Source organism: Algoriphagus ornithinivorans, from assembly GCF_900115305.1.
Taxonomy (GTDB): domain Bacteria; phylum Bacteroidota; class Bacteroidia; order Cytophagales; family Cyclobacteriaceae; genus Algoriphagus; species Algoriphagus ornithinivorans.
Genome location: NZ_FOVW01000001.1, coordinates 228917 through 248817, shown reverse-complemented (window position 1 = coordinate 248817; position 19901 = coordinate 228917). Strand labels below are relative to the sequence as shown.

The window sequence follows — 19901 nt, the reverse complement described above, 5'->3', positions numbered from 1 at the left end:
GATCAAAAACAAAAGAATATATTTCTTGACGAAATCTTAGAGTGAGAAACCGATTTTTTCAACTTTTACAAAAAAACAAGAGGCAAAGCTTAATTTTTAAACCTGTTTTTTAAATCTCAACAAAATGTGGTTTAGAACTAGTTAAAAAAAAGAGAGCTTGTTCGAAAACAAGCTCTCAATCAGGGTCTATTGTTGATTAAGTAAAACCAAATAAACTTTGGTAAACAGCTGGGTTGAGTAACTTTTATGAATACCAAAATTTCTTAAACTTAATAAAATTTAAATATCTGGCACAAAATCAGTAAAAAATTTTTCATTTTTTTTTGAATATACTTGGTTGCCCGTCTACAAATTATATTTCTGGTCCCATGTGAATAAAAATTGAAATGAATTAGAATTGAAATAAGAGAAGTAGAATTAACGGATTTCATTCGCTTCTTTCAAAGGATTAATTTTTAGTATCTTAATAAAGGATTCCCCAACAACTATGAAAAAAATACTGATCGCCCTACTTGCTCTCTTTTTACTTTATGTAATCGCAATCTCCACTATCCCATCCTACATAGAAAATGAAAGAAACCCGGTAAAATCCAGTGGGCCTTATCGAGTTTCAGATGAAGCTCAGGCATTCTATGATAGCTTGGATTTTATCGCAGACCTCCATTGTGATGCTTTGCTTTGGGGAAGGGATCTTACCGAAAGAGGCGACAGGGGGCACGTGGATTTCCCAAGAATGCGAGAGGCTAATGTGGCCTTTGAAATGTTTACCATAGTCTCCAAGTCCCCATCAGGTCAAAATATGCAGCAAAACAGTGCTGAGACTTTTGATAATATTACTCCATTAACCATTGTCAAAGGTGAAAGCCCCTTCAATTGGTTTAGCTTAATCAATAGGACTTTATCTCAAAGCAGTGATTTAAATGATTTTATCAGTAAAGATGGAAGGACAATTTTCATCCAATCAAAAGCTGATTTACAAAAACTCATAACCCTAAGAGCTGAGGATAAAAACACCATTGGAGCCATGCTAGGGATAGAAGGGGCTCATGCTTTGGAGGGCGATCTTTTAAATATCGATCGGGTATTTGAAGCAGGAGTTCGCATGATAGGACCAACTCATTTCTTTGACAATGAATTAGGAGGCTCTGCCCACGGCGAGAGCGGGGACGGTTTAACCGAGTTTGGAAAGGCGGCTGTTAGAAGGATGAATGACTTGGGAATATTTGTCGATCTGGCTCACTCCTCTCCTGCCATCGCTGATGACGTATTGGCTATTAGCACACAGCCGGTTATTGTATCCCACACCGGTGTACGGGCCGTCTTAGACTCACAACGAAATCTCAGTGATGAACAAATCAAAAAAATAGCGGAAAAGGGAGGGATTATAGGCGTTGCATTTTTTGACATGGCAGTTGGAGAGCCTGAGCTCCCCAATATTATTGCCTCGATCAAGCATATCAGAGATTTGGTGGGTATTGAATACGTGGCCTTAGGCTCTGATTATGATGGTTCTGTTGCGGTTCCTTTTGATATTACAGGCTTGCCCTTGATAGTAGAGGGCCTGTTGAAAGAAGGATTTACCAAAACTGAAATTAGGGCAGTTATGGGCGAAAATGTCAAAGAGTTTTTCTTAAAGAATCTCAGATAATATGGAAAAAGTAATCCATCATCAAAACAGAAAATTCGGCAAACTACAGGAGTATTTAAGGGAATTTGTCTACGGAGGAATCGATGGTGCAGTCACCACTTTTGCCGTCGTGGCCGGTGGATACGGAGCGAATTTGGATGCGGGAATCTTGATTATTCTTGGCTTCGCAAATTTGTTTGCAGACGGCTTTTCCATGTCTGTGGGCGCTTATCTCTCAGCGAAAAGTGAGAGAGATAATTTTACCAAACACGAGAAAATCGAATATTGGGAAATTGAAAATCTCCCTGATTTAGAACGAGAGGAAATTGCAGAGATTTATCGGGAAAAAGGATTCAAAGGAGAGCTTTTGGACAAAATTGTGAACCATATCTGCTCTGATAAAGACCTTTGGGTGGCAGAGATGATGAAAGATGAGCTGGGCATGATGAAAGAAAGTAAAAGCCCTTTCAAAATAGGTCTGGCTACCCTACTTTCATTTATACTGGTGGGTTTTATTCCTTTGATGGTTTATCTGTGGGATTTTTTCATACCCATAGATCAAGACATCTTTCTCTGGACCAGCATTTTGACAGGCTTAGCCTTTGTCATAGTGGGTTGGCTAAAAGGCATAGTCAATCAAACATCGGCCTTGCGAAGTATTAGCGAAACCGTGTCGTTGGGTCTTTTAGCAGCTGTAGTTGCTTTTTATGTAGGGGATGTGTTGGAAAAGTTTTTCCTGTAGAAGTGCCTTTTAAGTCGTAATCAATCAGTATCCAGGAGTGCTTTATTTTTCCTGTTAGTTTGTTCTTTTCTTAACTCATTTGCAAAGGTATGAGTGCCCTGAAAGTAATCTACTCTGGCATCTGATTCTCCTTTGGCAAAGGTCCATTTCTCCCCTTTAAACAGGATCACCTTATCCTCGTGCAATTCCAGAATTTCATCATATGGGCCTCTATTGGAAATCAATTTCACAAAAATTGGAGCAGTCTCGATTGCAATGAACAATAGCATAATAAAGATATTGGCAGTGGCCATGGCTTGACTTTCTTCAGTCAGTTGGGATAAAGCATCCATTCGGGCAGCCAAACCATCAAAATTCTCAATTCCAGGTTGTTGCTTTTCAAATTCCTGCTGTCGCAAAGCCATAAATTCTCGAATTTGAGCTTCGATAGTATCGATACGAATTTGATTCCTTGCCCTCAAACTATTTAAAGCCTCCTGGGCTGCATCCAACTGCTGCTCTTTTTTCTTGGCATTGGTTCCCAGTCCTACTATCCCACTGGTACCGCTTGTTTTTTCACCAAAGCGCTCAGCATCGTACTCTTTTTGCAACTGATCCCGAAAAGACTCAGCTGAAGCAACCTCAGACTTTAATGTATCAATTTTTGCTTCCAATTCCTGAATCTCCGGAAAACCTTTAGCCAAATTGGCTTTGGACTCAGCGATAAACTCAATTTTTTTCTCATCCAATTTCCGGTTTATTTCCCTTTCAAACATCTTCAGTTCAAGAGGTTTGGAAATGACTAAGGCCAATAATACTGCTAATACTAATCGGGGAATCGCCAACTTCCATTCAGCCCAGGCATTTTGTTTTTTACGCATACTGGACACGATAAACCTATCCAAATTAAAAATCATCAAACCCCAAAGGAATCCGAACCCGATGGCAGGCCAAATGGACTGAAAAACCGTGAACAAAGCATAGCCTGCAGCCAAAGCCGCCAACACTCCTGTAAAAAAGACAGTGGCGCCAATTCCTACATATTTATTTGATTCAGTGGGAGTTCGTTTGAGAATGGAGAAATTAGCTCCGCTACAAAACCAGAAAAAACGGGTGAGTTGCTGCATGATAGGAATGATTGCTTGAGTTCTCTTTTTAAACGCAGAAACCACTCCAAAAGTAAGTGAATAGGAAAATCAGGGATGGTCAAAAGCTTACCTGTGACAGAAATCCCCTAAAATGGGATAGAAAGCCATATTTTAATCCTCTGTACAAAATTACAGGACAGAACTCGGGTTCGTTCGCTCTGTGCGGAATCGTCCACTTGGTGAACGGTTTTGAGCATGTGAATTTTCCCCGTATGTTTATTCTATAAAAAAGATCAATTTTGAAGTGTTTATTTCAGATTTGAAAGATTTCACAATTCATTCCCACCCACAATTTTAAAACCCATGAAAATAAGCCAGATTCTCTTCTTATTCTTTTTGGCATTCTTTGTAAAAGCCGAAGTGCTTTTTGCCCAAGTTGTTCCTTTTGACCAAGAAGTAAAGGCAATCTCAGAAAGAATAGACAATGCAGGTTGGGAACCGGGAGGAATTGTTTTCACCGGAAGTTCCAGTATTCGTTTTTGGCAAAGTTTAGTAGAGGAATTTCCAAATCGAAACATCATCAATACCGGATTTGGTGGATCTAAGGCTTCAGATTTGGAGAAACATCTATTTCCTCTTGTCATCCGTTTTGAACCCAAAAAAGTCTTCATTTATGAAGGTGATAATGATATCTGGGCAGACGTTAATGTATCGCAAATCATGGAGTCATTGGACAATATTATTTCCAGAATTCAGGTGATTAATCCTTATACAGAGGTGGTATTGATCAGTGCCAAACCCAGCCCAAGTCGCTGGTCCAAAAAGGAAAGCTATGTCATTTTAAATCAAATGATGGCGCAATATGCCCAAAGCAAAGAGCAAGTGGAATTTTTGTCTGTTTGGGATGTCCTCTTGGACGAAAATGGAAACCCTCGACCAGAACTCTATATCCAAGATCAACTCCATCTCAATGCTGAAGGATACAAACTCTGGTCTGAGGCATTTAGACCTTTTTTGAAAAATTGATTAAGGCCCGAAAATTCTCAAAGAAAGCGCTAGCAAAATCTGCTGATGGCGAAAATCCTGATTCCCTCCTAAAACACGATCCATGGTGAATTTCTGATCATTGAACTCTCGTTCATAACGGAGATCCAGTCCCAATGGACCTATAGAAATTCCCATCCCGAACTGGTAACCCATTCTAAGCCGTTTGTTGAAATCGGAAGAACTTCCTGTCAGATAATTATCATTGAGAGTATAATGAAATGAAGGACCTGCGAAGACATTGATTATTTTGAAAAGCTGTATTCCACCCAAAATAGGAGCGTCAATTCTTTGTGCATTCGCTTCTCCAAAAGAGGTTTGAAACCTGCTTTCAGTAAATACTAGCTCAGGACGAAGATAGATATCATAAGAGCTCATTTTGTAAAATATCCCTGCATGATACCCTACACCTCCTAATGGATCTTTCCAAACTGATTCGGCATCTTTAAAATATTTGCCAGAGGTATTATAATTTGTTCCAAACTTGACTCCTAAACCGGAGCCCTGTTGTGCCAAAGCCATCGGGTAAGAAATCAGAAAGAAAAAAACCAGGTAAAATAGCTGCTGAAAACTTTTCATAACTCTCTCTTTTTAGTTTTGGTCGATCCTGCCACTTCAGTTGTAATCACAAATCATCTTTTTTTGGATCTGAGTACGTAATTGGAATGGAACTCAAACAGATCGCGAACTGAAGTGTTTATAAATCAGTTTCAAATACGAGACCAAAATCACTTAGCTGTGAAAAAAACATCCAATATGTCTTCACCTAAAAAATCATTTACAATTATGTTCAGCTTTATACTAGGCCTACTGATGGCCTGTAGTGCTCCATCCGAGCAAGGTTCAGCTAACCAAGAAACAGAAAAACAGGCAGATCCAGTCACTTCATTCTCCGGTAAAACAGAGCTTGCAACTTTTGCAGGAGGATGTTTCTGGTGCGTAGAAGCCCCTTTTGAAGGAATTGACGGTGTATTATCCGTTGTATCCGGATATGCTGGAGGAAAAGAAAAAAATCCAACCTACGGGGAGGTAAGTTCAGGAAAAACCTCTCACCGTGAGTCAGTTCAAATTACTTTTGACCCGGAAGTGATCAGTTATTCAGAGTTGGTTGATATTTTTTGGCAAACTTTTGACCCTACAGATGTAGGTGGATCCTTTTATGATAGAGGTTCCCAATATGAATCTGCAATCTTCTTTCATGATGCTGAGCAAAAAAAGGTAGCCGAAGAATCCAAAAAGCTTTTGGATCAGTCTGGGAAATTTGACAAGCCTATCGCAACTCCCATTATCAAATACACCAACTTCTACGAAGCAGAAGAATATCATCAAGATTATTATAAGAAAAAGCCTCAGGATTATTATTCCTACAGAACAGGAAGTGGCAGGGATGCTTTTATCAAAAAGCATTGGCCAGAATTAAGCCAAGAAGAATACCCAGCTAAATCAAAAGAAGAGCTGAAAGCTACATTAACTGATTTACAGTATGAGGTGACTATGGAAGATGCAACTGAATATGCTTTCCAAAATGAGTACAATGGAAATAAGGAGGCTGGGATTTATGTATGCATAGTATCAGGAGCTCCTTTATTCAGTTCTAAGGACAAATATGAGTCAGGTTCAGGATGGCCAAGCTTCACCAAACCAATCGATGCTAGGATTATAGACAAACCAGTTGATAAGACCTTGGGAATGATTCGGGTGGAAGTTCGAAGCAAGTTAGGCAATAGCCATTTAGGACATGTTTTCTATGATGGACCAGAGCCTACCGGATTGAGATACTGTATGAATTCTGCAGCGATGAAGTTTATCCCCAAGTCCCAAATGGAAAAAGAGGGATATGGCGAATTTATTTGGCTAGTTAATTAATCTTCAGCCCCGTTCAAATCGGGGCTTTTTTTTTATATTTTTGATGAATAATTCGGAATTATTTTTCATAATTTATTATTTGAATAAATAAATCTTATTAATATCACCACGGAACCCAACTCCGACCTTTCACTACTTACCCATTTGATGGCCAATTTTAACTTAATAATCGTAGATGACGACCCTAACTTCTTGTTCATCCATGATGTCTTGGCAAAGAAATCCGACTTCCATCAAACCCCTTTGAAATTTGAAGATGGATATGACGCAATCCGTTTCTTGGAAGAAAACATGGATAAAAACCACCTTCTGTTCTTGGATATTTACATGAAAACAATTGATGGATGGGGTGTTTTGGATTTCATTGAAAACAAAAATATTCCAGAAAAAATAAAGGTGATTTTGATTAGCTCATCTGTCAATGTAGCTGATAAAAATAAAGCCATGGAATATTCAAGCGTGATAGATTATATCGAAAAGCCACTTCCGTTTGAATATCTCAACATGTTGAAAGAACAAGTAATATTTTAAATTAATTTTCGAAAGGTCAGGTTAATTCTTCCTTTACTTACTTTTTTACTTTTGGGAATTTGATGCTCCCAAAAATGTTGACTCTCCCCTCCCATGATCAATAAGCTTCCGGAATTTAAAGGGATATTCAATTTTATTTTTTTATCCTCGTAATGCCTCAGCTGAAAATTCCTAGTTTCCCCCAAACTGATTGAGGCTATGGTCGGATTTCGTCCCAAACTGGCCTCATTATCCCTATGCCAACCCATGCTGTCTTTTCCATCCCGATAAAAATTAAGCAGCACATGTGTGAAAGATTCCATACTTAATTTTTCAATCTGAAACTTAATTTCACGAAGGGTATTATTCCACGGAATTGGATTCATGGTAATCCCAGAATAACTATATGATTTTTCGGGATCTCCATACAAGGCAGTTAATCTTGGCTGTAGGATTGTTTTCCCAAAAAGGCGAATAGGCTCTTGTTTCCATTCGATTTCTTTTTCCAAGCGCCGGTACAATTCAGAAGCCTTCTCCCATCGAATAAAGTCAGGATAGTACCTTACCTCACCTTGAAAGGGTAATAAATTTTGTCCACTTTTTTGAAATAAATCTTCCTGCATGATTTAAAAACACGAAAACACTTGCTAGGTTTTATTTTGTCTTTCTATTTTTTAGATAAAATCACTGCTTATATTAGAAGTTGAAAATTAAATATTATGAAAAAATTCGGGTGGATTTTCGGATTAATCCTTGTTCTCATATTAGGAGCTATCTTTTGGTACAAGTTTTTATTTGTCTTCGGTGAAGGTGTAAAAGCTGGCTCATTGAATTATTTTGTGAAAAAGGGAGTCCTGTTTAAAACCTACGAAGGACGTGTGGTACAGGAAGGATTCCAAAGTCCAACTGCAGGCGGACTCCAAAGCAATGAGTTTAGGTTTAGTGTAACTGACCCCGAAGTTGCTGAAAAATTGGAAAGAGCCTCAGGCAAATTTGTGGAGCTACGCTATAAAGAATACAATGGGATGCTCCCTTGGAGAGGAGCCAGTAATTTTGTGGTTACCGAGGTTCTAACTGTAGGAGAAAGCAAGATGGGGAATTCATCCGGCCTCCCCTACAATTAAGATTATCTTATTTAGTCCAATAATCCACCACCGTTACATCTTTGAGATGAGGGCCGATCAATTCCCCGAATTTCTGATGGGATGGATGAGGCAAATAGGTGTCTCGGTCTGCTTCTGAATGAAATGTCAGAAAAAAGGCATGAGTAAGGCCTTTATTCAAATTTTCCGGACTATTGTTGAGCCCCCATTCAAATGACTTGATTTCAGGAATTTCATTCTGAAGATTTTCAAATGCCTCGATGATTTGATTGATATCGGCCGGACTGCTACTTTCCTTGAAAGCAAACAAAACAACATGCCTTAAAACAGAGTCGGGTTGAGGGTCCATGGTAATTTCTTTATAAACTTCTTTTTCAATTTCTTTTACTTCCTCTTTCTTTTCCGCACAGGAAAACACTAGGATAAACAAGCAAAACAGCAGATTTTTTCTCATAGAATTAGGATTGAGTTTGGAATGCTTAAGTTAGCAACTCTTGACAGAATTAGGAAAAAAGAAGATTAGCTGGGAAAGTCAAGAATTGATTGTAAATTCAACGATAAATAAGTAGAAAAACTATATTTTAAATAATGAAATATCCCACTCTATCTCCCAAATATATCTTATGGATTTTTCTTGTTTTACTGGGTTTGCAGGCTTGTTCGTCTGATAATCAACAGGAAAAATCTTCAGAAAATGATTTTCAAATAGAGAAAATAGACTCCTTTGAAGTCAACAATCTCACAAGGGTAATTATCAGTGATTATTCCGAGCAGGAAAAAACGTATTTGGGCTACGCAACGGTAGAAGATGAAATTCTGGAAATAGATTTGGATGGAAATATTATTCAAAGAGCTAAAAAGAAAGGAGATGGTCCGGGTAATTATGGTAATTGGAATCCTATCGGAATGAGTTTTGGTCCGGATGGATTAAGGATTGCTGAATTGCCCTTTGCATTATTTGCCTTTGATTCCACTTATCAAACCCAATTTCAGCAACGAATCCAGTCTCCATTACCTATCCGTGCATTCGGTCCTCTCGGAAAAACTCAATATTTCGAGTCAAATGACAGTACCTTTTTTTTAGTGGGCCCCAGCAATTATTTATCTGCCCATTATCTGATCAGAAACGAGGAAGGCAGGGATACATTAAAGAATTTCTACAAACTGCATCTGGAGTCGGGAGAGATGAAATCTGTGGTCCCATATAGAGCGCAATCGGTCTACAGACAAACGGAAGGATTTTATCCTGAATTGATGACCAAATCCTTTCAAATTAACCGGAAGACTTCCGAATTATTGGTTTTACACGGTCTAGAGGATGAAATTGAAGTTTATGATCTTACGGGTTTGAATTACAAAGGAAGTATTCCCCTGAAACATGAGGAGTTTCTAACTTATAATTCGGTCCCAATCGAAATCGAACAAAGCGATGAAAGGATCACCCAACTTAGAATGATGGCTGGAAGGAATATCTCCCTGATTCAAATCGATGAGGATCTTTATTTGATTTCTTATTTCACGGGAATTACACCCTCTGAATATGATAATCGAAAAGCGGAAGATCCTCTTTATAGCCCTATTTCAGACCTTAATGAAAAGAGATTGATCTTAATTAAAAATAAGAAGCAATTGAATCAAGAACTTCCATCTGTGCCCGGAACTATTTTATTTGGAATGGGAAATGGAAAATTTTTGGTTCAAGAGCCTGAAAATTCAGAAATTGAGGAAGAAGTTACGCGTTTTTCAATTTATCAGGTAAAAATATAAAAGCATGAAATCGAGCACGAGGAGAACGAAACACATTAGCATGCCCCGATATATCGGGGAAACTGTGCGACCTGCCTGCGGCAGGCAGGGATTCCATCCCGATTTTCGGGACAGGTAGTGACCTTTGAAAACAAATTATAAACATATGAAAATTGCATTTTTTAGTACCAAGTCATATGATGAAGATAGCTTTGGCTCCATCTTGGCAAACTATCATCACGAGATCACCTATTTTGAGACGAAGCTTGACCAATTTTCAGCTCCTTTAGCAAAAGGATATGAAGCTGTCTGTGCGTTTGTAAATGATAGTTTGGATAAAAATACTCTTACTCTCCTCAAAGAAAATGGAGTTCAGTTAATAGCTCTTCGTTGTGCCGGTTACAATCAGGTAGATTTAGAAGCTGCGAGTTCTTTAGACCTTCCTGTAGTTAGAGTACCAGTCTACAGCCCTGAGGCAGTTGCTGAACACGCCTTTGCCTTGATTCTGACACTAAGTAGAAAGACACATAAAGCATACAACAGGATCAGGGAATCCAACTTTTCTCTGGAGGGGCTCACTGGATTTAATTTATACAAAAAAACTATCGGGGTCATTGGCACCGGGGCCATTGGTAGGGCTTTCTGTAAGATAGCATTGGGTTTTGGATGTGAAGTTGTAGCCTTTGATGTATTTCAAAATGAAGAAATGAAGGACTTAGGGGTAAAATATGTCAGTTTAGAGGATTTATTCTCCCAGTCTGATATCATTTCCCTTCACTGCCCCTTAACTCCCGACACAAAGCACTTGATCAACAAAACTGCTCTCTCTCAGATGAAAAACAACTGCATGCTAATCAATACCTCGAGAGGAGCTTTGATCGAAACCAAGGCGGTAATTCAGGCTTTAAAATCCCGGGAACTAGGCTATTTGGGCATAGATGTATATGAGCAGGAAGAAGACTTATTTTTCAGAAATCTTTCTGAGCAAATTTTGGAAGATGAGCAAATCTCCAGGTTGATGACGTTCCCCAATGTCTTGATTACAGGCCATCAGGCATTCTTGACTCATGAAGCTTTGGCACAAATAGCCAAAACTACCCTAGACAATATTACTCAATTCGAAAAAGGAGAAAGGCTAGACAATCAGATTGCTTTGAAGTAAACTCCCAGTTTCCTTTTCTGATCGATTTTTCCAAAAAAAAAATCCCTGAAGCATAGCCCCAGGGATTCTATTTTGAAAGCAGGAGGAATTAACCTACTACTTTAACGTTCACTGCGTTAACACCTTTTTTACCTTGAACTACGTCAAAAGTAACTTTGTCATTTTCACGGATTTCGTGTACTAGACCTGAGTGGTGTACGAATACATCTTCACTGTTGTCTGCTGGTGTAATGAAACCAAAACCTTTGGTTGTGTTAAAGAATTTTACTGTTCCTTCATTCATGATTACTAATTTTTACTTTGTTGTTTGTTATTGAAATATTGATTTTTAGGTCTTTCTTTTTTTGGTGGCTCCGGTTCCGGAGGAGTTTCGGATATGTTTCCAAACTCATCGACATAAGCCATCATGTCTTCTAAATCCCCGCTTTTAGGCTGTTCTTTGCGGGCTAATTTTTTCTCTAATTTTTCTTTTTGTTTTCTTCTTTTAAGTTCTGCTTTTTGTTTTTTGATGAATGCATTTTGATTTTTTGACATATAGAATTTTTAGTTGACAAATGTGATGGCACGACCGGCTTTTCCGGCGCGCCCTGTCCGGCCTATTCTGTGGATATAACTATCCATAGACATGGGAAGCTGATAATTGATCACATGGGTCACATCAGCCACGTCTATACCTCTGGCCGCCACGTCGGTGGCTACCAATACTCTGGTGGTTCCGTTTTTGAATTCCTCAATAGTCCTATTGCGGAAGTTCTGGGATTTATTGCCGTGGATCAGACCGGATTGAATCCCTGCCTGATTTAATTTTTTACTCAGTCTATCAGCCAATCTTTTGGTTTCGGTGAAAATGATCACCCGCTCCAACTCTGCACTTTGAAACATATTTTGCAAAACAGTAAACTTATCTTGACCATCTTTCAAATGGACAATTTCCTGATCTACATTCTCGCTGGAGTTGCCTCCACTATTTACTTTTACTTCAACTGGATTATTCAAAAGGCTTTTGATCAATACTGATTGATCAGGGTCTAGAGTCGCACTGAAAAGCATAGTCTGGCTCCTTTGATTCATAGGCGCTACCAACTTCTTCACATCGTTTACGAAACCCATATCCAACATTCTGTCAAACTCATCCAAGACGAGTGTTTTGACCATGTTGAGCTTGAGTAATCTTCTACCATATAAATCCAACAATCTTCCAGGAGTACCCACAATAATCTGCGGATGTCTATGCAAGGATTTTTCGTCAGAATTAATATTTGTGCCTCCAATGAAGGTGGCAGATCTCAAATTCATGCCTTTGGTCAGGCTCTTAAACTCTTCCTCAATCTGAAGCGCCAACTCTCTAGTCGGAGTCACGATCAATGCCTTGAAATCATGAGGGTTTGCTAAAGCATGCTCAATGATAGGTATTAAGAAAGCGCAGGTTTTACCCGAACCTGTATTAGATATTCCCATTAAATCTCTTTTTTCCAAAAGTGGAAGTAGAGACTGATCCTGAATTTTTGTCAAGGTTGTATACCCTTTCAAGGTCAGGTTTTTCTTCAACTGAGCACCGATAGGTAGATCAGAGAAAGTGGTTTCAGATTTAAAATCTGTTTTACTGCTCGGTGAAGCTGTCTTCACCAATAGCCTTGGATCCAATTTGGACACTTTGGCCTGCTTGCCTTGTTTAGGCGATGTTCTACCGACAGGACGTGCATTTCTGCTCTTGTCCCTATTTGGTTTTGGTCTGTTATTCGGATTCATAATGTTAGGCTTTTACTGGCTCTAACTCAGGGCTATTCCCCAAGAGATAAAGCATTCTAAAATGATCATATACTGCCCCAAAAAAATTAGGCTTTGAATAGTAAGGAATCTGGTATTCCTCAGCCGTTGCTTTTACAATTTTTGAAATATCCCGATAATGCACATGGCAGATATCAGGGAATAAATGATGTTCGACTTGATAATTGAGTCCACCTATAAACCATTCCAAAACTCTGGAATTTGGGGCGAAATTACAGGTAGTAGCCAATTGATGTAGCATACGCTCACCTTCCACGATTCCTTCACTATTAGGAAGAGGGAATTCCACTTCAGGTACAATATGAGCAGTTTGAAAAACCATGGTAATTACAAAACCTGTCACAGCGTGCATTACGATGTATGCTAATATGATTTGACCTGCAGAGAACGGAGCAAATAACAAGGGTAATCCCAAGGCTACAATGAAATAGCCCAATTTCCAGGCGATCAATTTGAATATATTGTTTCTATACGCATTCTCTCCCTTAACCAGTCCCATTTTGTGATAACGAGTCAGTCTAATGAAATCTTTGGCGGTAACCCAAGATATGGTGGATAGAGAATAAAAGATCCAAGCATATAAATGCTGGAATTTATGCAGGAAATTTTTCTTCGCGCTTGGAGAAAATCTTAGGAAAAAGGGTGCATTGATGTCGTCATCATGCTCGTCAATATTGGTAAAGCTATGATGCAAAACATTATGCTGGATTTTCCAAACTGTGGAGCTAGCTCCTACCAAGTTTAAAGTGTAACCTACCCATTTGTTGACGGTAGGGTTTTTGGAATAAGAACCATGATTGGCATCATGCATCACTCCCATTCCTACACCTGCCATCCCTAATCCTGCTAAAACAAAGCAAGCGTAAAGTTGAAAGGTGGTTTGAGCAACGCCCAAAATCACTAATGCGATGGGCACAATGTAGAGAGAGAGTAAAAAAACGGTTTTAAATACCATCTCAGCATTTCCGTATTTGGACTGCTGGGTAGTTTCAAAATGGTTATAAACTCTTTTTCGAAGGGTTTTGGAGAATTCAGATAAAACTGACTCTGAGAATCTTACTGTTTTAATAAACTGTTAATTAAGAAGGTAAAGTTGTTCCCGGGGGAATTTCGCTGCAGGTTTTAATTTATCGGTCCTATGACCGTCCATTAAAAAAGTAGAAAGAAGAGAATTAAAACCTTTGCAAGGGAGGAACTCTGAAATTTGCTACTTAAGCAGGTTGAATATCAACGCTAAATTATTTTTTTGAATTCTAAAGGGCTTGTCCCTTTTTTGAATCCGCATCAAAGGTGAGGAGAAGTTTCGGTATTTCCTAATTTATTAGAAAAACATCCAATTGGGTAGAATCCTCCAAAATATTGATATTCAGTTTTTTTGACCGGAACAGACCTTAATTCAGTTTAAACTCCAATTTGCTATGATATTTAGGTGAATCATTTCAACCTTATTATAGCGTTGGGTAGGGCTGAGGTTTTGTGACCCCAAAGCTTCTTTATTCATGACCAATATCTGAAAATCCAATTTTTGGTAATTTTTAGGATGGAATTTGACTCCCAAGTTCACTTGCCTATAGGAAGGAAAAGCGTATTTATTAGCTAATGGATCACCAATATCTGGAAGCCAGTGAAAGCCCATATGGCCGAATAGTTGGATATTTCTTCGATATTGAAATGAAAAATAAGCTGTCAATGCCTCCAAACTCTCATAGCCTTCATTTCTTTCTCTGGGTATAAATGTATACCAGGCATCCTTCCCCCACTCTCTTGGACTAAGCCACCTCCCTTTACCTCTCAGGATGCTTGTATTCAAATGTGCTTCTACTTTGGAATTCTTCCATCCAACTCTCGTAGAAACGACCCAATTTTGGTCAGAAGGATCTTTGAATGCCAATAAGGGATTATCATTCCCCCCATTTCGGATTCCATGTTGGAAACCTAGCTGTAAGCCAGTGAAAAAAAAGGAAGTCTTTTCCTCTCGATTCCAATCCCTTTCCCATTGGAACCAATAAGTAGAGAATAAATGAGCAGCCCAGGTATTCGAAAAATTAAAAGTACCCCATTCGGATTCTTTTTCTACCTCTGAGATGAGTATAGACCGGCTCTCCGTGTTATTGAAATATTGAGACGGAAGACCATTCACATCTCGGGCAACTGGGAAAATACCGACAGTTTCTCCCGGCCTTAACCAGTCCTTAGTTCCACGAACTCTCAATCTATGAATAAACCAGCCAGAAACTTTCCAATCGGAACTTGGATTGAAACCAAGCCTTAAACCTTCCATCAGAGTAGGTGCCAATCGACCATCTTGAGGGTTGATCCATGGAGTATTGACTCCCATCCTTCCGATTTCAATCTCCCATTTGGTAGACTTATAAGCTAAGGATAGATTTTCAAAAGATAAAAAGGCTTTATCTCCCCTATTTAATAGATCAAATAATCCAGTTTCATATCGGTTATCTCTATTGGTCAAGGGATCATTGGCATATATATCCGAGCTCCAAGTATTCAAAAAACCTCTGATAGATGCTCGGAAATACCATTTTTGAAGATAATTGGACTTTATGCCCAGACTCAGAGAATTACCCCATGCAAAATCATCTTTGAAGTCTTTTTGGTAAGAAGTACTCATCCAAAAACTTCGAACATGAATAGTTGGCTGAAAACTCAGCTTTTGGGTAGAATCTTGCGCATTCAGTCCTAATGGAAGAATCCAAAATAAAACCAATGTGGTCAGTTTCATTCCGACTTGGACTTTGCTTCAGTGATAGGTTTGAACGGACCAAATTTATGTTGCACTTCAGGGAAACTGTCACTATATGGTCCAAATGGATGATCCATAGGTTTTTTGGAAATATCAGGCCAATCTTGACTTAAATCTTTGGATGGCCTTTCCATGCTATTGACATAGGCTGCCACATCCCAGGCTTCTTCATCTGATATAAGCGGGTTTTCAAAAGTTGCTCCCAAGGGCATATTGGCTCTGACATAACCCGCAAACCTAGAGAGTCGAAATAATCCTGCTCCCTGATTGTAGCTATTCGAACCCCATAAAGGAGGATAGATATATCCACTGCCATCTTGCTTAGCCAAACCTTGACCCTCTGGGCCATGGCAGCTTTGACATTGATTGATGTAAATACTTTTCCCTTTTTCCGGATCTGCTGCTCTGTCCAACAAAGGAACCTCATACAAACCAACCCCTTTGGGCTTCTCTCCTTTTGGAACATCCTTCCCTACCCAATTCATATATGCTACCATAGCAATCATTTCCTTGGAGTCTGATTCCAATGTGCCTCCATTCAAACTGCGCTCAAAACAATCATTGATCCTCTTGGGAATATCCTCTGATTTTCCGGAGCGTGATCTGACTTTTGGATAAGTAGATGCCACGGCTGAATAGTTATTTCCTAAGGGAACCGTACCAGCCTGTAGGTGGCAGTTTTGACAATTGAGTCCATTGGACATTTTTCTCACCTTCCCGTTGGGCCCTAAATACTCAGCAGTATTTGCGATCAAATCCCTGCCGTACTTGATTTCTTCAGCATTTGGCTCTAATTCTACCTTAGACCAATCAGGAGCCACCCACATTCCTGCTGGATCTTCTAAATACTTGGGTTTGACTTCAGCAACTTCAGTCTGCAAGGAAGTTTCAGGATTCGTGTTTTTCAGAGATGGTAGTTGAATTCCTGCTGAAGAAATTAAAACAATACCTCCAACCATTGCTACCAAAGCAGTAGCCAATGCCAATAAGCCTAACAACAGAGAAATGATTTGTAAAAAAGGTTTTCCTAACTGATTCATAAGATGCTTGATTCTTTACAAAAATGCAGGATTTATCCACTGAATTCCTGTGACTTGCATCACATCCAAATCAAGTTAAGCAAAGGAATTGAAAAACACCTCTCATTTTCTCTTTCCCTTACACTTCGCTGTGAAACAGACTTTATCTTCTAGTACGGCTTTCAATAAAAACTCTCCTGAAAATTCGTAAACCATGAGATTCAACTGATCCCCAAGTTTACACTCCGATTGATAATTGATGCTAAGCTCCTCGATAATTTGCATCCCTAATTCCAGACAACAATCCTCCACCCAACGGATATAGCTGGTATTATTCACATGATTATATAAGTCTAAATCAGAGTGCTTTACCTGAAGAGAGCAAGAGAAAATCTCCTCTCCTTCCACTAGTATTTTTGGAGGCTGCCAATCCGGCTTTAACTGCGGATCAAATACTTGAGCTGGCAAAACCTGATCGGGCCTTTGTATCCTTTTGGTTCGCAGATCTAAAAGCAGCCAGGAACTCATAGCTCGAACCAAAATATTCCCGGATTTATCTCTTACTAAGAATTCCCGAAAGGCAAAAAACTTTTCAACCCCTCTTCCACCTGTGAATACTTCAATTTCATCTCCCCATTTGGGCAGCTTGAAAATTTTAAATTCAAACCTGGATAAGGCCCACATTTGCTGACTCTCCATGAGATTTCTCCCAAAATCTTCAGAATCAGCATGCTTCCAAGCGATCTCCTGAAGTAAATCTGCCAAGGATTTAACACGAAGCGTACCATTGGGGCTGACCATGAAGGAGTTGATTTCAAATTCCTTTCTGAATTGAAAATTCTCGGGGTAACTCATAGCGTTTCGCTTACTTGAGAAGGATAAAAAACATCTTTTCGAATGGATGCCAAGAGCGCGATTCCTAATCCATTCATTGCTATGAGAGCAAATGAGATTTTCAGGCTGAATAAATCCGCAATAAATCCAATCATTGGAGGCCCTATCAAAAATCCGAAAAACGAAATCGTAGAAACCAAGGCCAAAGCGACACTGGGAGCAAACTGCTTGGACCTTCCTGCTATGCTATAGGAAACAGGAATGATAGAGGAAACTCCGAATCCAACTATAAAGAATCCAAGCGTAGCAAAAGGCAATGTCGGGATCGAGACGGAAAGTAGGAGACCTAGAAATATCAACAAGCCACTAACTCTAATTACAGGCACTTTTCCAAAGCGTTGAACCAGCCTATCTGAAATAAATCTACCAGAGGCCATAGTCCCCATAAAAGCCACATATCCCAAGCTCACCAAACTCGGATCCGCAACCAGTACTTTTTTAAAATAAACTCCGCTCCAGTCAAACATACAGCCCTCGGTCATCATACCAAGGAAGGCTATCAAGCCAATTCTTAATAGTAGATTATCTGGCTTTTTTAGAACTAATCCGCCTGAATCATCCCGTTTTTTCTCTTTGACCACATAACTATGAGCCAAGAAAATAATGACAAATGATAGAGTCATTACCAGCAGGTAATGTTGAGTAGGATTGAAATCAAGAAATATCATGGCGGCTCCAATTCCTGCACCGGTAAATCCAGCCAAGCTCCAGAGGCCATGAAAAGAAGCCAGGATGCTTTTTCCCATCTGATCTTCCAAGTCTAAAGCCTGAGTATTCAAAGCTATATTCATGATATTTCCCATTAGGCCAAACAGAATCAATACCATCACTAAAATCCAGGTGGTGGGACTTAATCCTATTAATGGAAGAGAAATAGCGTAAATAAAGCTTCCGGTTAAAATCACTCTTCTGCTTCCAAACTCATGTACTGACCAACCGGCGATAGGCAATCCCAAAATGGAACCTATGGGCAAAAACAACAACAAAGTCCCTAACTGTCCTTCAGAAAGATCAAATTTTGCTTGGATGTCGGGAATCCTTGCTGCCCAACTAGCAAAGCAAAGCCCTATAAAAAAGAAAAGGCTTCCCAGGGCGATTCTACGTTTAACCAATGGGTTCATGAGTTGAAATAAGTTGAATAGGCATCCCAAAGTAAAGAAGTTTCAAAGAAATAAACTTGTGGAAACCCTAGGAGCGGAAAAACTATTTAGGATTTGCTTGGTTTTAAGTGAAAATCTGTTGTATGGAATTTGTAATAGTGGGGTCGATCCTAGCCTGTATAATATTGATGATTCGGTTTATTATTAAAAAAGTATTCGATTGAAAATTTTACCGGATATCAAATCTGTATTACTCCTAAAACCTATAAAATTATACGCTATTAAAGGGTCTTATAAATAGAACTAATTGAAAGTTATAGGACACAAAAAAGCCGTGGAGACATCAATTCCCACGGCTTTTAATATTTATATAGGGCTTAGTTAGGTAGCTTATCAGCAAACTTTCCATAAACCCAAGTTCCTGCAATTGCCGAAATCAGGGTAATACCTACTACTGTAAATCCACTACCAATCTGTGCGAATAATGGCCCTGGACATGCTCCTGTAATAGCCCAGCCTAAACCGAAGATAAAACCTCCGATAATTTGTCCCTTTCTAAACTCCTTGGTTGGAATATTGATTTTTTCTCCATGAATGGTTTTGATCCCGAATCGCTTGATAATCTGGATAGATATGATTCCAGTGACAATCGCTGAGCCAATCACTCCATACATATGAAAGGACTGAAGCCTAAACATTTCCTGAATTCTAAACCAAGAAATGATTTCAGCCTTGACAAAAACAATCCCAAATAACACCCCTAAAATCACATATTTCAGTAATTCTAACCCCTTATCATGATCCTCTCGTAGATTTGGTGCTACACAATTTGGATCCTCTACTACAGTTTTCTTATCTATAACTTTCATGTCTTTTTTCAATTAAAATCCTACAATTTTCATCAATGGCTCCAGTAATAAATGAGTCATCAAAAATCCACCAATCATAAAGAAAATAGTAGCTACCAATGAAGGCCATTGCAGGGAACTGATTCCCATAATTGCATGTCCGGAGGTGCATCCACCCGCATAGCGAGTTCCAAAACCTACTAGAAACCCTCCAATAACAAAGAACACCAAGCCTTTGGCCGTAAAGAGATTCTGCCAAGAAAAGATCTCCACAGGCAAGAGGCTGGAATAATCTGTAATACCCAAAGCAGCCAAGTCTGACTGTGTAGCCTCAGAGATTTTGATGATTTCCGGATTGGATAAATAAGAAGTGGCTACAAAGCCTCCTATTAATATCCCAATCACAAAGAGTAGATTCCAGATTTCTTTCTTCCAATTGTAGGTAAAGAAGGGAATTCCCGCAGGTACACACATTGCACAGACGTGACGCAATGAGGAAGAAATCCCAAAGGTTTTATTCCCCAAAATAAGTAAGGCGGGCACTGTCAATCCTATTAAAGGACCTGCCACGTACCAAGGCCAAGGTTGTGAAACCCATTCTATAAATTCATTCATTTTATCTAT

The 19901-nt window shown here is 39.2% G+C and carries 22 protein-coding genes; 8 read left to right on the top strand and 14 right to left on the bottom strand.

What is annotated here, in order from left to right; translation table 11 throughout:
- Window positions 1–487: 487 nt before the first annotated feature.
- The gene (locus BM073_RS01125; protein WP_091649105.1) at window positions 488–1648 is read left to right on the top strand and encodes a dipeptidase; all 1161 of its coding nucleotides are present in this window, start codon (window positions 488–490) and stop codon (window positions 1646–1648) included.
- A gap of 1 nt (window position 1649) precedes the next feature.
- Entirely contained in the window at window positions 1650–2369 is a 720-nt protein-coding gene (locus BM073_RS01120) for a VIT1/CCC1 transporter family protein (RefSeq protein ID WP_091649102.1), read from the top strand.
- Window positions 2370–2389: 20 nt separating this feature from the next.
- On the opposite strand, the gene BM073_RS01115 is transcribed toward BM073_RS01120, so the two are convergent.
- Window positions 2390–3475, bottom strand: a complete 1086-nt coding sequence (locus BM073_RS01115; RefSeq protein ID WP_091649674.1) for a DUF4407 domain-containing protein — start codon at window positions 3473–3475, stop codon at window positions 2390–2392.
- A gap of 324 nt (window positions 3476–3799) precedes the next feature.
- On the opposite strand from BM073_RS01115, the gene BM073_RS01110 reads away from it, so the two are divergent.
- Window positions 3800–4462, top strand: a complete 663-nt coding sequence (locus BM073_RS01110) for a GDSL-type esterase/lipase family protein (protein ID WP_091649099.1) — start codon at window positions 3800–3802, stop codon at window positions 4460–4462.
- Here the strand turns inward: BM073_RS01110 and BM073_RS01105 are convergent, their stop codons facing one another.
- Entirely contained in the window at window positions 4463–5059 is a 597-nt protein-coding gene (locus BM073_RS01105; RefSeq protein WP_217643079.1) for an outer membrane beta-barrel protein, read from the bottom strand. It lies immediately after the preceding gene.
- A gap of 207 nt (window positions 5060–5266) precedes the next feature.
- On the opposite strand from BM073_RS01105, the gene msrA reads away from it, so the two are divergent.
- Complete coding sequence (gene msrA / locus BM073_RS01100) at window positions 5267–6346, top strand: peptide-methionine (S)-S-oxide reductase MsrA (protein ID WP_091649093.1); 1080 nt, start codon at window positions 5267–5269, stop codon at window positions 6344–6346.
- A gap of 147 nt (window positions 6347–6493) precedes the next feature.
- The gene (locus tag BM073_RS01095) at window positions 6494–6877 is read left to right on the top strand and encodes a response regulator (protein ID WP_091649089.1); all 384 of its coding nucleotides are present in this window, start codon (window positions 6494–6496) and stop codon (window positions 6875–6877) included.
- Here the strand turns inward: BM073_RS01095 and BM073_RS01090 are convergent.
- Window positions 6874–7479 (bottom strand): alpha-ketoglutarate-dependent dioxygenase AlkB family protein, encoded by a 606-nt coding sequence (locus BM073_RS01090; RefSeq protein WP_091649086.1) that lies wholly within the window; start codon window positions 7477–7479, stop codon window positions 6874–6876. The two genes, BM073_RS01095 and BM073_RS01090, sit on opposite strands and share 4 nt — an antisense overlap.
- Window positions 7480–7575: 96 nt before the next feature.
- Here BM073_RS01090 and BM073_RS01085 point away from each other — a divergent pair, with 96 nt between their 5' ends.
- Window positions 7576–7980, top strand: coding sequence for a hypothetical protein (locus tag BM073_RS01085; protein WP_091649083.1), 405 nt, complete (start codon window positions 7576–7578; stop codon window positions 7978–7980).
- 7 nt (window positions 7981–7987) lie between these two features.
- Here the strand turns inward: BM073_RS01085 and BM073_RS01080 are convergent, their stop codons facing one another.
- Window positions 7988–8413 carry a Dabb family protein gene (locus BM073_RS01080; protein ID WP_091649080.1) on the bottom strand — a complete coding sequence of 142 codons (426 nt, stop codon included), beginning with the start codon at window positions 8411–8413 and terminating at the stop codon, window positions 7988–7990.
- A 134-nt stretch (window positions 8414–8547) separates the two neighbouring features.
- Here BM073_RS01080 and BM073_RS01075 point away from each other — a divergent pair, with 134 nt between their 5' ends.
- The gene (locus BM073_RS01075; protein ID WP_091649077.1) at window positions 8548–9726 is read left to right on the top strand and encodes a hypothetical protein; all 1179 of its coding nucleotides are present in this window, start codon (window positions 8548–8550) and stop codon (window positions 9724–9726) included.
- Between the two features lie 145 nt (window positions 9727–9871).
- The gene (locus BM073_RS01070; protein WP_091649074.1) at window positions 9872–10867 is read left to right on the top strand and encodes a 2-hydroxyacid dehydrogenase; all 996 of its coding nucleotides are present in this window, start codon (window positions 9872–9874) and stop codon (window positions 10865–10867) included.
- A gap of 88 nt (window positions 10868–10955) precedes the next feature.
- Here the strand turns inward: BM073_RS01070 and BM073_RS01065 are convergent, their stop codons facing one another.
- From BM073_RS01065 to BM073_RS01020, 10 genes are all read right to left on the bottom strand, one after another.
- The gene (locus tag BM073_RS01065; RefSeq protein WP_091649072.1) at window positions 10956–11150 is read right to left on the bottom strand and encodes a cold-shock protein; all 195 of its coding nucleotides are present in this window, start codon (window positions 11148–11150) and stop codon (window positions 10956–10958) included.
- Window positions 11151–11155: 5 nt separating this feature from the next.
- Window positions 11156–11401, bottom strand: a complete 246-nt coding sequence (locus BM073_RS01060; RefSeq protein ID WP_091649069.1) for a cold-shock protein — start codon at window positions 11399–11401, stop codon at window positions 11156–11158.
- 9 nt (window positions 11402–11410) lie between these two features.
- Window positions 11411–12616, bottom strand: a complete 1206-nt coding sequence (locus BM073_RS01055) for a DEAD/DEAH box helicase (protein WP_091649066.1) — start codon at window positions 12614–12616, stop codon at window positions 11411–11413.
- Between the two features lie 4 nt (window positions 12617–12620).
- Window positions 12621–13571 (bottom strand): fatty acid desaturase family protein, encoded by a 951-nt coding sequence (locus tag BM073_RS01050; RefSeq protein WP_245756337.1) that lies wholly within the window; start codon window positions 13569–13571, stop codon window positions 12621–12623.
- A 480-nt stretch (window positions 13572–14051) separates the two neighbouring features.
- Window positions 14052–15395, bottom strand: coding sequence for a hypothetical protein (locus tag BM073_RS01045; protein ID WP_091649060.1), 1344 nt, complete (start codon window positions 15393–15395; stop codon window positions 14052–14054).
- Window positions 15392–16456 carry a c-type cytochrome gene (locus BM073_RS01040; protein ID WP_091649057.1) on the bottom strand — a complete coding sequence of 355 codons (1065 nt, stop codon included), beginning with the start codon at window positions 16454–16456 and terminating at the stop codon, window positions 15392–15394. Before BM073_RS01040 ends, BM073_RS01045 begins: the two co-directional genes overlap by 4 nt.
- 102 nt (window positions 16457–16558) lie before the next feature.
- On the bottom strand, window positions 16559–17290 hold the full coding sequence (locus BM073_RS01035; RefSeq protein WP_091649055.1) for an acyl-[acyl-carrier-protein] thioesterase: 732 nt from the start codon (window positions 17288–17290) through the stop codon (window positions 16559–16561).
- Window positions 17287–18450, bottom strand: coding sequence for an MFS transporter (locus tag BM073_RS01030; RefSeq protein WP_091649051.1), 1164 nt, complete (start codon window positions 18448–18450; stop codon window positions 17287–17289). The genes BM073_RS01035 and BM073_RS01030 overlap by 4 nt, the downstream gene beginning before the upstream one ends.
- 356 nt (window positions 18451–18806) lie before the next feature.
- Window positions 18807–19298: a DUF6691 family protein gene (locus tag BM073_RS01025; RefSeq protein ID WP_091649670.1), complete on the bottom strand. Its 492-nt coding sequence runs from the start codon at window positions 19296–19298 to the stop codon at window positions 18807–18809.
- A gap of 12 nt (window positions 19299–19310) precedes the next feature.
- Window positions 19311–19892 carry a YeeE/YedE family protein gene (locus BM073_RS01020; RefSeq protein WP_091649048.1) on the bottom strand — a complete coding sequence of 194 codons (582 nt, stop codon included), beginning with the start codon at window positions 19890–19892 and terminating at the stop codon, window positions 19311–19313.
- Window positions 19893–19901 lie beyond the last annotated feature (9 nt).

Coding starts and splice junctions, on each gene's coding strand:
- BM073_RS01125 (WP_091649105.1), top strand. CDS start 488: ATGAAAAAAATACTGATCGCCCTACTTGCTCTCTTTTTACTTTATGTA.
- BM073_RS01120 (WP_091649102.1), top strand. CDS start 1,650: ATGGAAAAAGTAATCCATCATCAAAACAGAAAATTCGGCAAACTACAG.
- BM073_RS01115 (WP_091649674.1), bottom strand. CDS start 3,475: ATGCAGCAACTCACCCGTTTTTTCTGGTTTTGTAGCGGAGCTAATTTC.
- BM073_RS01110 (WP_091649099.1), top strand. CDS start 3,800: ATGAAAATAAGCCAGATTCTCTTCTTATTCTTTTTGGCATTCTTTGTA.
- BM073_RS01105 (WP_217643079.1), bottom strand. CDS start 5,059: ATGAAAAGTTTTCAGCAGCTATTTTACCTGGTTTTTTTCTTTCTGATT.
- msrA (WP_091649093.1), top strand. CDS start 5,267: ATGTTCAGCTTTATACTAGGCCTACTGATGGCCTGTAGTGCTCCATCC.
- BM073_RS01095 (WP_091649089.1), top strand. CDS start 6,494: ATGGCCAATTTTAACTTAATAATCGTAGATGACGACCCTAACTTCTTG.
- BM073_RS01090 (WP_091649086.1), bottom strand. CDS start 7,479: ATGCAGGAAGATTTATTTCAAAAAAGTGGACAAAATTTATTACCCTTT.
- BM073_RS01085 (WP_091649083.1), top strand. CDS start 7,576: ATGAAAAAATTCGGGTGGATTTTCGGATTAATCCTTGTTCTCATATTA.
- BM073_RS01080 (WP_091649080.1), bottom strand. CDS start 8,413: ATGAGAAAAAATCTGCTGTTTTGCTTGTTTATCCTAGTGTTTTCCTGT.
- BM073_RS01075 (WP_091649077.1), top strand. CDS start 8,548: ATGAAATATCCCACTCTATCTCCCAAATATATCTTATGGATTTTTCTT.
- BM073_RS01070 (WP_091649074.1), top strand. CDS start 9,872: ATGAAAATTGCATTTTTTAGTACCAAGTCATATGATGAAGATAGCTTT.
- BM073_RS01065 (WP_091649072.1), bottom strand. CDS start 11,150: ATGAATGAAGGAACAGTAAAATTCTTTAACACAACCAAAGGTTTTGGT.
- BM073_RS01060 (WP_091649069.1), bottom strand. CDS start 11,401: ATGTCAAAAAATCAAAATGCATTCATCAAAAAACAAAAAGCAGAACTT.
- BM073_RS01055 (WP_091649066.1), bottom strand. CDS start 12,616: ATGAATCCGAATAACAGACCAAAACCAAATAGGGACAAGAGCAGAAAT.
- BM073_RS01045 (WP_091649060.1), bottom strand. CDS start 15,395: ATGAAACTGACCACATTGGTTTTATTTTGGATTCTTCCATTAGGACTG.
- BM073_RS01040 (WP_091649057.1), bottom strand. CDS start 16,456: ATGAATCAGTTAGGAAAACCTTTTTTACAAATCATTTCTCTGTTGTTA.
- BM073_RS01035 (WP_091649055.1), bottom strand. CDS start 17,290: ATGAGTTACCCCGAGAATTTTCAATTCAGAAAGGAATTTGAAATCAAC.
- BM073_RS01030 (WP_091649051.1), bottom strand. CDS start 18,450: ATGAACCCATTGGTTAAACGTAGAATCGCCCTGGGAAGCCTTTTCTTT.
- BM073_RS01025 (WP_091649670.1), bottom strand. CDS start 19,298: ATGAAAGTTATAGATAAGAAAACTGTAGTAGAGGATCCAAATTGTGTA.
- BM073_RS01020 (WP_091649048.1), bottom strand. CDS start 19,892: ATGAATGAATTTATAGAATGGGTTTCACAACCTTGGCCTTGGTACGTG.